Source organism: Taklimakanibacter albus (assembly GCF_016595235.1).
GTDB classification, from domain to species: domain Bacteria; phylum Pseudomonadota; class Alphaproteobacteria; order Rhizobiales; family Aestuariivirgaceae; genus Taklimakanibacter; species Taklimakanibacter albus.
On the sequence record NZ_JAENHL010000004.1, the window covers coordinates 418307 to 433381 of the forward strand.

Genomic DNA, 15075 nt, shown 5'->3' on the forward strand with positions numbered 1-15075 from the left:
CAATCAGTTCCGGGTCTTGTCGACCAGCTTGTTCTTCGAAATCCACGGCATCATGGCGCGGAGCTTCTCGCCCACATCCTCGATCGGATGGGCGTCATTGACGCGGCGGATGGCCTTGAAGCTCGGCTGGCCGGCCTTGCATTCGCGGATCCATTCCGAGGTGAAGCGGCCGGTCTGGATGTCCTTCAGCACGCGGCGCATTTCCTGCTTGGTCTCGTCGGTAATGATGCGCGGACCGGTCTGGTACTCGCCCCATTCGGCGGTGTTGGAGATCGAGTAGTTCATATTGGCGATGCCACCTTCATAGATGAGGTCGACGATCAGCTTCACTTCGTGCAGGCATTCGAAATAGGCCATTTCCGGCGCATAGCCTGCTTCCACCAGCGTCTCGAAGCCGGCGCGGATCAATTCGACCAGGCCGCCGCAGAGGACCGCCTGCTCGCCGAACAGGTCGGTCTCGCATTCTTCCTTGAAGGTCGTCTCGATGATGCCGGAGCGGCCGCCGCCGATGGCGCAGGCATAGGAGAGCGATAGGTCATGGGCATTGCCCGAGGCGTCCTGATGGATGGCGATGAGGCAGGGCACGCCACCGCCCTTCTGATATTCGCCGCGCACCGTATGGCCGGGGCCCTTCGGCGCGATCATGAGGACGTCGATGGTCTTCTTGGGCTCGATCAGGTTGAAATGGATGTTGAGGCCATGGGCGAAGGCGATCGCGGCGCCGTCACGGATATTGGGGGCGATCTCGTCCTTCCAGATGTCGGCCTGGAGCTCGTCCGGGGTCGCCATCATCATCAGGTCGGCCCATTTGGCGGCCTCGGCGACAGTCATGACCTGGAGGCCGTCGGCTTCCGCCTTCTTGGCAGTCTCGGAGCCCTTGCGCAGCGCCACCGCGAGGTTCTTGGCGCCGGAATCCTTGAGATTCAGGGCATGGGCCCGGCCCTGGCTGCCATAACCCACGATGACGACCTTCTTGCCCTTGATCAGATTAACATCGGCATCCCGGTCATAATAAACGCGCATGAGACTTCCCTCGCTGGTGAATGAGAACGGGCCTAAAGGCCCGCAAATCCGGGCGCACAATAGAGATCGGTGTCCCAAAGGCAAGCCTGTTCGATGCATTGGCCGCATGCCTCCGGAGGGGGGCTACCCGCCCCACCGTCAGCCTGAGACGGCGCTCGAACCCCGCTTCGCAAGCGATTCAAAAGACTCATGGTTCCGGCCCAGGGCCAGGTCCCCCGACACGATCCGGGCCAGCCCCCGGGCCACCAGGGGAATCCGGCTCATCGGCGCCACCAGCCCGTCCCTGAGCATCGGCAGGAGGGTGCTGTCCGACTGGTAGAATGGGGTAAAAACGGCGCTGAGCGTCTGGTAGAGCCGGATATGCAGCCGCCGCGCTCGGGCATAGTGGCCAAGCGCCTCGTTCAGCTCGCCGGCGCCGGCCAGCGCCTCTGCAAGGCCTCTCACATCGAGCAGCGCCATATTGGCGCCCTGCCCCAGTTGCGGGCTCGTCGCATGGGCGCTGTCGCCGATAAAGACGATGCGCGGCCCATAGGGCAAGGGCAGCGTATGATGGCCGTAAGACGCGAGGACCATCTGGTCCGGATCCCGGATCTCGGCCAGAAGCGGCTCGGTCTCGGGCCACAGCCCGGCCACCTTGGTCCGCCAGGCTGCAAGTCCCTCCGCCTGCCAGCGCGGATAGTCCTTCGCCTTGAGGCTCCAGAAGAACGTCGTCTGCGGCTCGTCGCCGGCAAAGCGCTTGCCCACCGGCAGCACCCCGATCATCACGGACGCCTTCTCGTAGCACTGCTCCAGCGCGCGCCCATCGAAAGCTTTGGCCACACCCCAAGGCAGCGTCGTCCACAACGCCCCATAGGAAAGGATGCGGCGGCGCGCCGGCGCCGAAGCTTCCACCATCAGAGGCGACCGACCGCCCAAGGCGTCGATGACGAGGTCGAACGGACCGAAACGCCGCCCCTCTTCCGTGATTAGGAGCGGTCGCCCGTTCTGGGCGCGAGCGAGTCTTGTGATCCGCGCACCGGTCTCGATCGACAGCCGCAACTTCTTCGCGGCTTCAAAGAGAACATTGAACAGCGCCGAGCGGTGCACCGCCAGCCCGTTGCGTCCATTCGCCAGCGCCGCATACCGTACATCGAGCACGATACGGCCGGACGGGATGGCGCGCCCGAACAGGCGGTCGATCGGCGCGCCGAGCTGGCGCATGCCATCGCCGAGCCCCAGCCAGTCGAGCACATCGAGGCCTGCTGGCTGCAGCATCAGTCCCGAGCCCAAGGCCCGCGGCGCCTCGAACTGGTCGAAGATCTGGATCTTATGACCCTGGCGCGCCAAGGCCAGACCGGCGGCGAGCCCGGCCACACCACAACCGGCAATCGCGATGTCGAGAGGTTTCACCGGGAGATCAGGCGGCGTCGCGCGCCTGCCACAGGATCCTGAGGCTCAAGGCGCCGAGGAACAGGCCGGTCACCCGGTCGATCCACTTCTTGGCGCCGATATAGAAACGCCGCACCGGCGCTGAGCCGAAGCACAGAGCGACCAGCACATACCAGACGACTTCGTTGGTGGTGACGATGGCGAGCAGCGCCAGCATCATCCAGGTCGGCACGTCCTGCGGCAGCATGGCGACGAAGATCGAGCCGAAGAAGACCGCGACCTTGGGGTTGGAGATCTGGGTGAGGAAGCCGCGCACGAACGGATTGCGTCGCATCGCCTCGCCATTGCTCTCGCCCATTTCGATCGGCGCATTGGCATGCCGGAAGATCTGGAAGGCGATCCACAAGAGGAACAAGGCACCCGCCACCTTCATGCCGACGAACAGCCAGTGATGCAGCCGGAACAGCGCATTGAGGCCGAGCAGCGCGGCACTCGCCCACACGACGGTGCCGGCGCCGAGGCCGAAGGCGATCTTGATACCGTCGAGGCGCGAACGCGCCACCGCAGTCTGCGCCGTGATGAGGAAGCTCGGCCCCGGGCTGATGACCGCCAGAAGCTGAACCAGTCCGATCGTCACCAGGGTGATCAAGCTTGCCGTCACGCTGCCTCGCTTATCTTATCGCCGCAGGCCATGCGGAACAGCCGCACGGTTTCCGCCATGCCGAAGACGAGCGCATCGGCCGTGATGGCATGGCCGATCGAAACTTCGCGCAAATTAGGCAGCGCCGCAACCAGGCGCGGCAGATTTTCGCGGGTCAGGTCATGGCCGGCATTGAGGCCGACGCCGGCCTTCTCGGCCGCCTTGCCGGTCGCCACGACTTTGCGGAATTCGCGTTCCAGCGCTAGGGGCTCGAAGGCGCCGCCATAAGGCCCGGTATAGATCTCGACCCGGTCGGCGCCCACGTCCTTGGCCTGAAAAGCGAGCTCGGGCTCGGCGTCGATAAAGATCGAAACGCGCATGCTTTGGCTCTTGAGCTTGCCGATGACGTCGGTGAGGAAACTCTTATGGGTGGCGATGTCCCAGCCATGGTCGGAGGTTGCCTGGCCGATGTCGTCGGGCACCAGCGTCACCTGATCGGGCTTGGCGGCCAAAACCAGCTTGACGAAATCGGGGTCGGGATTGCCTTCGATATTGAATTCGCGGCCCGGATACTCCTTGCGGATCATGTCTTTGAGGATTCCGACATCGCTGCGGCGGATATGCCGCTCATCGGGTCGTGGATGCACGGTCAGACCATAAGCGCCCGCCTGCAGCGCGATCCGCCCCAGGCCCTCGACGCTCGGCCATGGCAGGTTGCGCCGGTTGCGCAGAAAGGCGATGGCATTCACATTGACGGACAGTTTGGTAGACAAGGCACACCTCGGCTGATCGAAGAGAGCCTTGAAGCTATCAACCGAGTGGACAGCCTAAAACGTCCGCTTTAGGGCGATTTTCTCAGACCACTTTTGAGGCGTCCAACACAGGGCTGCGGCCCTGCAGATGGTCGAGGAACATGAGGAATATTTCCCGCTCCGTGGTGATGTCGAGCCTGCGATAGATCCGCTTCTTATGCGCCTTGACGGTCTGCGGCGCGCAGCCGACGCGCTCGGCGATCGCCTTGGTCGGATAGCCTTCGAGGATGGCGCAGATGATCTCGTGCTCGCGCTTGCTGACATAACCCGCCAGGAACGAGGCCTTCAATGCCGGCAGGCTGTTCCTGAGGCTCGAATAGCTGAGAACGCAGAGCCGCCCGCCGGGCGCGATCGGGAACCATTCGTCGAGCCGGCTGGCGAACAACGTGCCGCCATCGATATCGAGGCTGCGGCTGCCCTCGGCGAAGGCGGCTCTCGCCTGGGCCTCCAGCGCACCGTCATGCCGGCAGGCCTGGCGCCATTGGCGATTGGCGAACACGGTCTCGCCGGCCCGGTCGAAGATGCACACCGCATTGGGCTGGAAGCCGCGCGCCGCGCGTGTCACCGCGCCCCGGAACAGCAGCTGATTATTGGTGCGGTGAAGCCTCGCGATGCCGGAATAGAGCCGGCGCAGCACGTCAGGCGCCTCATCCGAGAAGCGCATCGACCGCTCCATGAACAGCGCCACCGTGCGCCGCCCCGGTGACGGCAACAGCATGCCGATCTCATCGACAAGGCCGATCGGATCATAGAACTCGGCGAAGTAATTGCCGAAATCATAGTCGCGCTCGCGCACCTCATTCATGGTCACGACGCCGGGCCGGCCGGTATTCTGCCAGTGCCGCGACAGCGGGCAATAGCGGCTGAACTCGCGCACATAGGACTTGCAGTGGATCTCCGGCGTGTCGCACGGATCGATGCACACGGCCCGGCCGTCACGCTCGATCTGATAGACCTGCGCGAAGTCGCTGGGAAACACCTCGCGCACCACATCGAGGATGCCACGATGAAATCGGGGAGTTCCCAGGGCCCCGGCAATCTGGCCGAGCGCCTGGGCCGCCGCACCCGCGTCGCTGATCCCGAGCTTGCCCATAAGCGCCCCTCCTCCCGGCTCCGTTACCCCAAAAGGGGGATTCAAGCCGCCGGCGAGCATGCCCTAGACCTCATCGCCAGTCCATCTGCCTGGGAACGGCGTAACGAACAGGTGAAGCCCGCAATGACCTTGACCACCAATTTCGAGAAATCCGCTCAGGAAGCCTGGGAACAGGATCGCGCCCATCTCATTCACCCGTTTTCGAGCCTCGCAGCCAATAAGGAAGAAGGCTGCACGGTGATGGCGGGTTCGGACGGCGTCCACGTCATGGATGCCGAGGGCAACCGCTTCTATGACGGCATCGGCGGCCTGTGGTGCGTGAATGTCGGTTATGGCCGCGAGGAGATCATCGAGGCGATAGTCAAGCAGCTGCGCGAGCTGCCCTTCTATTCCGCCTTCAACAACCTGACCAACAAGCCGGCTTCGGCGCTCGCCGCCAAGCTCGCCGAGCTGGCGCCCGGCAAGCTGAACCATGTCTTCTTCGGCACCGGCGGATCGGTGGCCAATGACTCGGCCGTGCGCCTCGTCCACCATTATTTCAACCGGATCGGCAAGCCCTATCGCAAGAAGATCCTGTCGCGCCAGAACGCCTATCATGGCAGCACCCATCTCACCATCGCGTTGACCGGGCCCGTCTATCAGGCGGGCTGGGACGGCGCCACCGATCTCGTCCACTACCTCTCCGCCCCGCACAGCTATCGCCGTCCCGCGGGCGTCAGCGAGGAAGGCTTCCTTGATTTCCTCATCCAGGAGATGGAGGACGCGATCCTCAAGCTCGGCCCCGATAATGTCGCGGCCTTCATCGCCGAGCCGATCATGGGCGCCGGCGGCGTGATCGTACCGCCCGAGGGCTATCACAAGCGCACCTTCGATCTCTGCCGCAAATACGGGATCTTCTACATCTCCGACGAGGTCGTCACCGCTTTCGGCCGCCTCGGTCACATGTTCGCGTCCTTCGACAAATTCGGCATCGAGCCGGACATCATCGCCAGCGCCAAGGGTATTTCTTCCGGCTATCAACCGCTTTCCGCCACCATCATCTCGGACGAGATTTTCGAGGTCATCAGCCGTCCGGGTGCCGCCTTCTTTCATGGCTTCACTTATAGCTGCCATCCCGCCGCCTGCGCCGCCGGCCTCAAGAACATCGAGATCATCGAGCGTGAGAAGATCTGCGAGCGTGTGCGCAAGACCGGCCCGATTTTCGAAAAGACGTTGCACAAGCTCGAGGACCTCGATCTCGTCGGCGAGGTGCGCGGCAGCCATTTCATGATGTGCATCGAGAGTGTCGCCGACAAGAAGACCAAGGCGCTGCTGCCGGCTGAGGCGAATGTCGGCAAGCGTATCGCGCAGAACTGCCAGAAGCGCGGCCTCATCGTCCGCCCGCTCGGCCAGCTCAACATTCTGTCGCCGCCACTCACCCTCGAGGTCGCCCAGATCGAGGAGATCGGCGCGATCCTGCGCCAGAGCATCAAGGCCACGATGGATGACCTCAAGAAGGATGGGTTCCTCTGATGCTGCACCGGCAGCGGGATTTTGCTGAGGCAATGAGCACAGGATCGGGAATGGAGCGCAAGACGGCGATCGATGTCGCGGGCGTCGTCAAGCGCTTCGGCCACGGCCCGGCTGGCGTCGTGGCCCTGAAGGACGTATCGCTCACCATTCGCGACAATGAGTTCTTCACCTTGCTGGGGCCTTCGGGCTGCGGCAAGACCACCCTGCTCCGCATCCTGGCAGGCTTCGAGGCGGTGAGCGACGGCGCCGTCTCGCTTTATGGTGAGAATATTGCCGGGCTGCCGGCCAACCGGCGCTCGGTCAACACCGTCTTCCAGCATTACGCGCTGTTTCCGCATATGACGGTGGCCGAAAATGTGGCCTATGGACCGCAGCGCCTGCGCCGGCCGGCCAAGGAAATCGCCGAGACGGTCGCCCGCATGCTCCAGCTGGTCAAGATGGAGAAATTCGCCGAGCGTCGCCCGGCGCAATTGTCGGGCGGCCAGCAGCAGCGTGTCGCCCTCGCCCGGGCCCTGGCGCCGCATCCCAAGGTGCTGCTTCTCGACGAGCCTCTCTCCGCCCTCGACCTGAAGCTCAGACAGGCGATGCGCGCCGAGCTCAAGCAGCTTCAGCGCGCCACCGGCATCACTTTCGTCTTCGTCACCCACGACCAGGAAGAAGCCTTGTCGATGAGCGATCGCATCGCCGTCATGTCGGAGGGCGAGGTCCAGCAGATCGGCACACCGGCGGAGATCTATGAATATCCCGCCAACCGCTTCGTCGCCTCCTTCATCGGGGACGCGAATTTTATCACTGCCGAGATCGACGGCATCATAGACGGCGTGGCCAGCTGTCGTTCCGCCCGCGGTCTCTCCTTCACCCTCGCAGCGGCGCCCGGCGGCAAGCCCGGTGACAGAGTGACCTTGTTCCTGCGTCCGGAGAAAGTACGGATGGAAGCCCCCGGCGATGCCGGCTTGGCGGGCAGGATCCAGACGATGGAATATCTCGGCCAGTCGATCTTCTATCAGGTCGATATTGGTGAGGATGCTCCGCTGATTGTGGCCGGACGCAACCGGGACGATGGTGGCACACCTTACAAGACCGGGGATCGCGTCTCGCTTATCATCGGCGCCGACGCCTTGCGGATGCTGGCCGCATGATCGCATCAGCACAGACGCCGGCGCTGCGCAGGTTTCTCGGTCTCCTGCCGGCACTGGCCGTCATCGGCCTCTTCATGCTGGTGCCGGTCGCCATCATGGCGCTCTATTCGTTCCTCGAGGCCAACCCCTTTGGCGGGATCGTCTGGCGCTTCTCACCCGAAGCCTATGTGCAGTTCCTGTTCGAGCGCGATCTCGCCGACAATCTCGTTTTCCAGTCGGGTTATCTCATCATCATCCTGCGCTCGCTCGGCCTCGCGGTGCTGGCCACCATCCTCTGCCTGATCGTCGGTTTTCCGATCGCCTATTTCATTGCCCGCCAGCCCGCCCGGCACCGCAATATCTGGATTTACCTGATCACCATCCCCTTCTGGACCAACCAGCTGGTACGCACTTTCGCCTGGATCATCATCCTCGGCCGCAACGGCACGATCGAGCTGCCCTTCCGGTGGCTGGGGATCCTCGGCGCCGACGACACGCTCGGCCTCATGTATACCGACTTCGCCATCGTCATCGGCCTCATCTACGCCTTCATCCCGATTATGGTGCTGCCGATCTATGCGAGCCTCGAGAAGCTCGATTTCCGTCTCGTCGAGGCCTCGGCTGATCTTTATTCCTCGACCTTCGAGACCTTCCGGCGGGTGATCATCCCGCTGGCGAAGCCCGGCATCGTCGCCGGTTCCATCCTTGTTTTCATTCCCTGCCTCGGCGCCTTCATCCAGCCCGACCTCCTGGGCGGCGGCAAGAAGCTGATGCTCGGCAGCCTGGTGCAGTTCCAGTTCGCCACCGCGCGCAACTGGCCCTTCGGCGCCGCCGTGGCGATGATCCTCCTCGCTTTCGTCGTCCTTTGCCTCCTCTGGTATGCGCAGGCCGCCCGCCGCGCCGGCGCGCAATCGGGAGCCCTCGCCCATGCCTGAGTTCCGCAATGTCGGCGAAGTGAGAGGGCTCAGGTCCGCGGCCTTTGGCTTCATGGTCTTTCTCTATCTGCCGATCGCCATTCTCATTCTCTATTCCTTCAATTCGGGCTCGCTGGTGATGGTCTGGTCGGGCTTCGGCCTCAACTGGTATGCCAAGGCCTTCGCCAATGCCGACATCCAGCGCGCCGCGCTCAACTCGCTCATCGTGGCGACGGTCGCGACGGCCCTGGCGACGGTGATCGCCACGCTTGCAGCGCTGGTGATGACGCGCGGCGGCCCCTTCCGCGGGCGCGGCGCCAGCCTCGCGATGATCTCGCTGCCTTTGATGGTGCCCGAGATCGTCACCGCCGTTGCCATGCTGATCGTCTTCGCCGGCACCGGCCTGTCGCTCGGTCTCGGCAATGTGATCATCGCTCATGTCACTTTCTGCATCCCCTTCGCCTTCATGCCGATCCGCGCGCGCCTCGAAGGCATGGACACGACGCTCGAGCAGGCCTCCGCCGATCTCTATGGCAGTGACTGGGCGACGTTCCGGTATGTCACGCTGCCGATCCTGATGCCGGGCATCCTCGCCGGCGCCATGCTGAGCTTCGTCATCTCGCTCGACGACTTCATCATCACCATGATGGTGGCGGGCGCCGGCTCCACCACGCTGCCCGTCTATATCTACAGCATGATCCGCCAGGGTGTGACGCCCGAGGTCAATGCCGTTTCATCCCTGCTGCTTTTGGCTTCCGTCCTGCTGGTGACGCTCTATTGGCTCGTCACCCGCAATCGCGATGCCGCCACTGCCTAGAAACGAAAAAATGAAGGAGGAAACCAATGAGATTGCTCGTCGCATCCGCGGTCGCGGGCCTGCTGGCGCTTTCACCCAATGCCGCATGGTCGGAGGAGAAGCTCTTTCTCTATAACTGGACGGACTATACCTCACCCGAAGCGATCAAGAAGTTCGAGGCCGAGACCGGGATCAAGGTCACCATCGACACGTATGACTCGAACGAGACCTTGCTCGCCAAATTGAAGGCCGGCGCCACCGGCTATGACGTCATCATCCCCTCGCATAATTTCGTGCCCATCCTCATCGACGAGAAGCTGGTCCAGAAATACGACGCGAAAGCCCTGCCCAATTTCGCCAATGTCGAGGACCGCTGGAAGAACCCGGAGTGGGACAAGAACCAGGAATATACCGCCCCCTTCCACTGGGGCACCACCTCGGTCGCCTATCGTGAGGATCTCTACGGCAAGAAGCTCGAATCCCTGGGCGAGTTCTTCAAGCCCGGCGACAAGGCGGCGGGCCGTGTGAGCGTCTTCAAGACACCGGAGGAAGTCGTCAATCTGGCGCATCTCTATCTCGGCCAGAAATTCTGTAACCCCGATCCTGCCGAGATGCAGAAGGTCCAGGACCTGCTGCTCGCGCAGAAGCCCGCCGTCAACACCTACAGCTCGGAGGGCATGAATGACCGCCTGATCAATGGCGACAGCGTGATCAGCACGCAGTGGAACGGCTATGCCCTCAAGGGCCGTACCGAAGGCGCCAAATCCGGCAAGATCGTCACCTATGCCTATCCGAAGGAAGGTGTCATCGGCTGGATGGACAATATGATGATTCCGGCCACCGCCGGCAATGTCGAGAACGCCAAGAAGTTCATCAACTTCATGATGGCGCCGGAGAACATGGCCCTGCAGGCGAACTTCACCGGCTATGCCGCCGGCATCAAGGGCATGGAAGCCGGTCTCAATGAAGAGATGCGCACGGCACCTGAGATCAACGCGCCGGCCGACGTCAAGATCGTCTTCTCCTGGGCCTGCGATGCCCCATCCCAGAAGCTGATCGACAAGGTGTGGACCAACATCCTCAAATGAGGCGAGGCCGCAAGAGCACCCGCTCTTGCGGCCATTTACGTCAGATCTTCATGGCCTCGTGGCCGCGCGAAATGGCGGCGATGCCGGTGCGCGACACTTCGACGAGACCAAGCGGCTGCATCAGCGAGATGAACTGATCGACCTTGCTGGTCTTGCCGGTCAGTTCGAAGACGAAGCTTTCAGTCGTCGCATCGATGACATGGGCGCGGAAGGCGTCGGCGAGCCGCAGCGCTTCCATGCGCTTTTCACCCTTTCCCGCCACCTTGATGAGCGCCAATTCGCGCTCGATGGCGTTGCCCTGGACGGTGAGGTCGGCGACCGAATGCACCGGCACCATGCGCTCGAGCTGCGCCTTGATCTGCTCGATCACATTGCTGGTGCCCGACGTCACGATGGTGATGCGCGAGACATGCGCATCATGCTCGGTCTCGGAGACGGTGAGCGAGTCGATATTGTAGCCGCGGCCCGAGAACAGGCCGATGACACGGGCGAGGACGCCCGGCTCGTTGTCGACCACGACGCACAGCGTATGCGTCTCGACCGCGCGCTTACGATCATCGAGGAAATAGGCGGAAGCCGGTTGTGCTTGCATGTTCATTGTCGTTGTTCCTTACACCAGGACTTTGCCTTCGGCGCCGATCGCCTTTTCGATCTCATCATCCGGCACGTCCTCGCCGAGCAACATCTCGTTATGTGCCTTGCCCGAGGGAATCATCGGGAAGCAATTGGCGAGGCTCGCGACACGGCAGTCGAAGATCACCGGGCGGTCGACCTCGATCATCGCCTTGATCGCGCTATCGAGCTCGGAAGGCTTTTCCGCTCGCATGCCGACCGCGCCATAGGCTTCCGCCAGCTTGACGAAATCGGGCAATGCTTCCGAATAGCTTTCCGACAGGCGGTTGCCATGCAGGAGCTGCTGCCACTGGCGCACCATGCCCATATACTGGTTATTGAGGATGAAGATCTTGACCGGCAGGCGATACTGCACCGCAGTTGAAATCTCCTGCATCGTCATCAGCACCGAGGCATCGCCGGCGATGTCGATGACGAGACTCTTCGGATGCGCCATCTGCACGCCGATCGTGGCGGGAAGGCCATACCCCATCGTGCCGAGGCCGCCCGAGGTCATCCAGCGGTTCGGTTCCTCGAACTTGAAGAACTGCGCCGCCCACATCTGATGCTGGCCGACTTCGGTGGTGATATAGACATCCTTGTCGCGGGTCAGCGCATAAAGCCGCTCGATCGCATATTGCGGCATGATGACGTCCTTGCGCGCCTTGTATTTGAGGCTGTCGCGCGAACGCCACTGATCGATCTGCTTCCACCACTGGGCCAGCGCCGGCTTGTCGACCTGGTGCTGCCTGGCCTTCCACACGCGGATGAAGTCTTCGAGCACATGAGCGCAGTCGCCGATGACGGGCAGATCGACGCGGACATTCTTGTTGACCGACGAGGGATCGATATCGACATGGATCTTGCGCGAATGCGGCGAGAAGGCATCGACGCGGCCGGTGATGCGGTCATCGAAGCGCGCCCCGATATTGATCAGCACGTCGCAGCCATGCATGGCCATATTGGCCTCGTAGGTTCCGTGCATGCCGAGCATGCCGAGCCAATGCTTGTCGGAAGCCGGGAAGGCACCGAGCCCCATCAAGGTCGAAGTGACCGGGAAGCCGGTCATCTTGACGAATTCGCGCAGGAGCTTCGAGGCCGCCGGACCCGAATTGATGACGCCGCCGCCGGTATAGAAGATCGGCCGCTTGGCGCTGGCGATCAGGTCGACTGCGGCCCGCACCGCGTTCTGGTCGGGCTTCACCTTCGGGCGATAGGTCTTGTGCTGGATATTGCCGGGACCAACATAGGTGCCCTTGGCGAACTGGACATCCTTCGGCACGTCGACGACGACCGGGCCTGGACGGCCATTGGTCGCCACATAGAAGGCCTCGTGCAGAATGCGCGCCAGGTCGTTGACGTTCTTCACCAGGTAATTGTGCTTGGTGCACGGCCTGGTGATGCCGACCGTGTCGCATTCCTGGAAGGCATCGTTGCCGATCAGATGGGTCGGCACCTGACCGGTGATGCAGACCATCGGGATCGAATCCATGAGCGCATCGGTGAGACCGGTGACCGCATTGGTGGCGCCGGGGCCGGAGGTGACGAGGACGACGCCGGGCTTGCCGGTGGAACGGGCATAACCTTCCGCCGCATGGGTGGCGCCCTGCTCGTGGCGCACCAGGATGTGCTTCACCTTCTCCTGCTGGAAGATCTCGTCATAGATCGGGAGAACCGCGCCTCCCGGATAGCCGAATATATGTTCGACCCCTTGATCCGCCAGCGCCTTCAAAATGATCTCGGCGCCTGTCATTTGCTCATCGCTTCGGCCAGCCATCGTCCTCTTCCTTCCTCTTTATCCTCGTGCTTCCGTTCCATCGCGGGCAATAAAAAAGGCCCCCGAGGGAGCCTTTTGCGCGTCAGCCAGTATCGTGGCAGCTTAGGCTGCCCCGGCGACGCGCATTCCTACGATAAGAACGAGAGATTGGTTCATGGCGAGCCTTGTAGTGGCCCTCGCGGCAAAGGTCAAGCGCGTCGCTCTTCCCAGCCGGGCATCTGGTGGCGCCACCAGGTCAACTGGCGTTTTATATACTGCCTGGTGGCGGTCTGGCCGGCCGCGATGGCGTCCTCCAGGCCCCGCCAGCCCGACAACCAGGCCGCCAATTGCTTGACCCCGATGGCCTTCATGACCGGCACATTGGGGTCGAGCCCCAGCGCCAGCAGCGCCTTGACTTCCTCGACCGCCCCCTCTTTCACCATGCGGGCGAAACGCTCATCGGCTCTGGCGTGAAGGATCTTGCGGTCCGGATTGAGGAATATCCGCTCGACCGCCACCCCTGCCAGCACAGCCTGGCCCTGGGCCGCCCGCTGCCAGTGATCGAGCGGCTTGCCGGTGCCCTCGAAGACCTCGAGCGCCCGGATGATCCGCTGCCGGTCGTTAGGGTTAAGCCGCGCCGCCGCTCCCTCGTCGCGCTTGGCAAGCTCGGCATGGAGATCGCCCTTGGCGTCCCGCCATTTCTGCGTGATGTCCGGCGGGATCAGCGGGATATCGGCGAGCCCCTGCTCCAGCGCCTTGAAATAGAGCCCGGTCCCACCGGTGATGACGGGAACGCGCCCCGAGCGCCACACCGCCTCGAGCTCGGCCGTCGCATCGGCGAGCCAGCGCGCCACCGAATAGGCGCTCGCTCCCGACACATGTCCGTAGAGCCGGTGCGGCACCTGTGCCTCGTCCTCTTCGCTGGGCCGGGCGGTCAGGATGCGCAAGTCGCGATAGACCTGCATCGCATCGGCATTGACGATGACGCCGCCCTTCTCATGCGCGAGCGCGATCGCCAATGCCGACTTGCCGCTGGCAGTCGGTCCTGCGATAAGCACCGCTCGCTTTTCCAAGGACATGAGTGAATGGACTCCGTTGTCATTCTCATAGCAGCCCCGGGCTCGCGCGCAATCGGCGAGACGGTGGCCAAGACGCTCGGCGAGCTGACGATGACGCAACCCCACTGGCTGTGCGAAAGCGAAGCTCTGCAGGCGCCGGTGAGCACCGCAACCTTTCCGGGTCTCGCCACCGAGATCCAACGGCTGGTGCGGAATTTGCCCGTCGACCTCGCCCTCGTGCCCGCCGCGAACCGGCGCAAGCGACTGCTGATCGCCGATATGGATTCGACCATGATCGGCCAGGAATGCATCGACGAATTGGGCGCGCTGGCGGGTGTCGGCGAGCGCATCAAGGAGATCACCGCCAGCGCCATGCGGGGCGAGCTCGATTTCGAAGCGGCCCTCAAGGCGCGCCTCCAGCTGATGAAGGGCCTGCCGGAAGACGCCATCGCCAAAGTTCTGAAGGAGCGGATCACCTTCACGCCGGGCGGCCGGACGCTGATCGCCACCATGAAGGCCCATGGCGCCTATGCCGCCCTCGTCTCCGGCGGCTTTGTCCAGTTCACTTCTTACGTTGCGCAAAAATTGGGCTTCGACGAGGATCGCGCCAATGAGCTCCTCATCTCCGAGGGCCGCCTCACCGGCGGCGTCGGCGAGCCGATCCTCGGCCAGGATGCCAAGGTCCAGGCACTCGACGAGATCACCGCGAGGCTCGGCATCACCGTTGCGGATGCGCTCGCGGTGGGCGACGGCGCCAACGACATCCCGATGCTGCGCAAGGCTGGCCTCGGGGTGGCGCTGCATGCCAAGCCCAAGGTCCAGGAGCAGGCTGCGGTGCGTATCAACCACGGCGACCTGACCGCCCTTTTGTATCTCCAGGGCTACTCCGTTAAGGATTTTGCGGCCGCCTGACCGGCCATAAATACGCCCCAAACAGGCGCGCTTCTTTCGTCATCACGTTTTTGTTAGAGTGCGGTACCGGTGCGAAGGCACCCATGGAGGCCTCAATGAATATGATTCGTCTGACAGCCCTGGCAGGGTTCGCCCTGGCGGCGGTTGGTTTCGCGGTCACACCCGCAAGCGCCCTCTCCAGCAAGGAATGCAGCGTGAAATACCAGGCGGCCAAGGAGGCCGGCACGCTCAAGGGCCTGAACTGGAACGAGTTCCGCAAGGCGCAGTGCGCCGACGATGCGGCGGCAACCGATGACGATGCCGCGGCAACCACCAAGACGAAGACCAAGAAGGCCGCGGCCTCCGACGATGACGCGGCCAAGGGCCAGACCTC

Annotated in this window: 14 protein-coding genes; 6 read left to right on the forward strand and 8 right to left on the reverse strand. The window is 63.0% G+C overall.

The features are described 5' to 3' along the window. Nucleotides 1–3: 3 nt before the first annotated feature. The 5 genes from ilvC to JHL16_RS03380 all read right to left on the reverse strand — a co-directional run bounded on the left by ilvC (nt 4) and on the right by JHL16_RS03380 (nt 4936). A complete protein-coding gene (gene ilvC, locus JHL16_RS03360) occupies nt 4–1023 on the reverse strand; it encodes a ketol-acid reductoisomerase (RefSeq protein WP_200183475.1) in 1020 nt (339 codons plus the stop codon). 138 nt (nt 1024–1161) lie between these two features. After that, the gene (locus JHL16_RS03365) at nt 1162–2412 is read right to left on the reverse strand and encodes an FAD-dependent monooxygenase (protein ID WP_200183476.1); all 1251 of its coding nucleotides are present in this window, start codon (nt 2410–2412) and stop codon (nt 1162–1164) included. A 7-nt stretch (nt 2413–2419) separates the two neighbouring features. After that, nucleotides 2420–3052 (reverse strand): LysE family transporter, encoded by a 633-nt coding sequence (locus JHL16_RS03370; protein ID WP_200183477.1) that lies wholly within the window; start codon nt 3050–3052, stop codon nt 2420–2422. Continuing rightward, nucleotides 3049–3804, reverse strand: coding sequence for a pyridoxine 5'-phosphate synthase (locus JHL16_RS03375; protein WP_200183478.1), 756 nt, complete (start codon nt 3802–3804; stop codon nt 3049–3051). Before JHL16_RS03375 ends, JHL16_RS03370 begins: the two co-directional genes overlap by 4 nt. An 82-nt stretch (nt 3805–3886) precedes the next feature. Next, entirely contained in the window at nt 3887–4936 is a 1050-nt protein-coding gene (locus tag JHL16_RS03380) for a helix-turn-helix transcriptional regulator (RefSeq protein ID WP_200183479.1), read from the reverse strand. A 123-nt stretch (nt 4937–5059) separates the two neighbouring features. On the opposite strand from JHL16_RS03380, the gene JHL16_RS03385 reads away from it, so the two are divergent. From JHL16_RS03385 to JHL16_RS03405, 5 genes are read left to right on the forward strand one after another with little or no spacing between them, the layout of a single operon-like run. Continuing rightward, the gene (locus JHL16_RS03385) at nt 5060–6448 is read left to right on the forward strand and encodes an aminotransferase (protein WP_200183480.1); all 1389 of its coding nucleotides are present in this window, start codon (nt 5060–5062) and stop codon (nt 6446–6448) included. A 32-nt stretch (nt 6449–6480) separates the two neighbouring features. After that, nucleotides 6481–7587 carry an ABC transporter ATP-binding protein gene (locus JHL16_RS03390; RefSeq protein WP_200183481.1) on the forward strand — a complete coding sequence of 369 codons (1107 nt, stop codon included), beginning with the start codon at nt 6481–6483 and terminating at the stop codon, nt 7585–7587. Next, nucleotides 7584–8501: an ABC transporter permease gene (locus tag JHL16_RS03395; RefSeq protein WP_200183482.1), complete on the forward strand. Its 918-nt coding sequence runs from the start codon at nt 7584–7586 to the stop codon at nt 8499–8501. The genes JHL16_RS03390 and JHL16_RS03395 overlap by 4 nt, the downstream gene beginning before the upstream one ends. Then, a complete protein-coding gene (locus JHL16_RS03400; RefSeq protein ID WP_200183483.1) occupies nt 8494–9297 on the forward strand; it encodes an ABC transporter permease in 804 nt (267 codons plus the stop codon). The genes JHL16_RS03395 and JHL16_RS03400 overlap by 8 nt, the downstream gene beginning before the upstream one ends. A gap of 26 nt (nt 9298–9323) precedes the next feature. After that, the gene (locus JHL16_RS03405) at nt 9324–10364 is read left to right on the forward strand and encodes an extracellular solute-binding protein (protein WP_200183484.1); all 1041 of its coding nucleotides are present in this window, start codon (nt 9324–9326) and stop codon (nt 10362–10364) included. Between the two features lie 40 nt (nt 10365–10404). On the opposite strand, the gene ilvN is transcribed toward JHL16_RS03405, so the two are convergent. The 3 genes from ilvN to miaA form a co-directional block, all read right to left on the reverse strand. After that, the gene (ilvN, locus tag JHL16_RS03410; protein WP_137858289.1) at nt 10405–10962 is read right to left on the reverse strand and encodes an acetolactate synthase small subunit; all 558 of its coding nucleotides are present in this window, start codon (nt 10960–10962) and stop codon (nt 10405–10407) included. Between the two features lie 12 nt (nt 10963–10974). After that, entirely contained in the window at nt 10975–12753 is a 1779-nt protein-coding gene (locus JHL16_RS03415) for an acetolactate synthase 3 large subunit (RefSeq protein ID WP_200183485.1), read from the reverse strand. A gap of 188 nt (nt 12754–12941) precedes the next feature. Continuing rightward, nucleotides 12942–13811, reverse strand: coding sequence for a tRNA (adenosine(37)-N6)-dimethylallyltransferase MiaA (miaA, locus tag JHL16_RS03420; protein ID WP_200183486.1), 870 nt, complete (start codon nt 13809–13811; stop codon nt 12942–12944). A 6-nt stretch (nt 13812–13817) separates the two neighbouring features. On the opposite strand from miaA, the gene serB reads away from it, so the two are divergent. Beyond that, nucleotides 13818–14702 carry a phosphoserine phosphatase SerB gene (gene serB, locus JHL16_RS03425; protein ID WP_200183487.1) on the forward strand — a complete coding sequence of 295 codons (885 nt, stop codon included), beginning with the start codon at nt 13818–13820 and terminating at the stop codon, nt 14700–14702. Nucleotides 14703–15075: the final 373 nt, after the last annotated feature.

Excerpts from the sequence above, each read along its gene's own strand:
- serB (WP_200183487.1), top strand. The coding sequence starts at position 13,818 with ATGGACTCCGTTGTCATTCTCATAGCAGCCCCGGGCTCGCGCGCAATC.
- JHL16_RS03390 (WP_200183481.1), top strand. The coding sequence starts at position 6,481 with ATGAGCACAGGATCGGGAATGGAGCGCAAGACGGCGATCGATGTCGCG.
- JHL16_RS03385 (WP_200183480.1), top strand. The coding sequence starts at position 5,060 with ATGACCTTGACCACCAATTTCGAGAAATCCGCTCAGGAAGCCTGGGAA.
- JHL16_RS03400 (WP_200183483.1), top strand. The coding sequence starts at position 8,494 with ATGCCTGAGTTCCGCAATGTCGGCGAAGTGAGAGGGCTCAGGTCCGCG.
- JHL16_RS03415 (WP_200183485.1), bottom strand. The coding sequence starts at position 12,753 with ATGGCTGGCCGAAGCGATGAGCAAATGACAGGCGCCGAGATCATTTTG.
- JHL16_RS03405 (WP_200183484.1), top strand. The coding sequence starts at position 9,324 with ATGAGATTGCTCGTCGCATCCGCGGTCGCGGGCCTGCTGGCGCTTTCA.
- ilvC (WP_200183475.1), bottom strand. The coding sequence starts at position 1,023 with ATGCGCGTTTATTATGACCGGGATGCCGATGTTAATCTGATCAAGGGC.
- ilvN (WP_137858289.1), bottom strand. The coding sequence starts at position 10,962 with ATGAACATGCAAGCACAACCGGCTTCCGCCTATTTCCTCGATGATCGT.
- JHL16_RS03395 (WP_200183482.1), top strand. The coding sequence starts at position 7,584 with ATGATCGCATCAGCACAGACGCCGGCGCTGCGCAGGTTTCTCGGTCTC.
- JHL16_RS03380 (WP_200183479.1), bottom strand. The coding sequence starts at position 4,936 with ATGGGCAAGCTCGGGATCAGCGACGCGGGTGCGGCGGCCCAGGCGCTC.
- miaA (WP_200183486.1), bottom strand. The coding sequence starts at position 13,811 with ATGTCCTTGGAAAAGCGAGCGGTGCTTATCGCAGGACCGACTGCCAGC.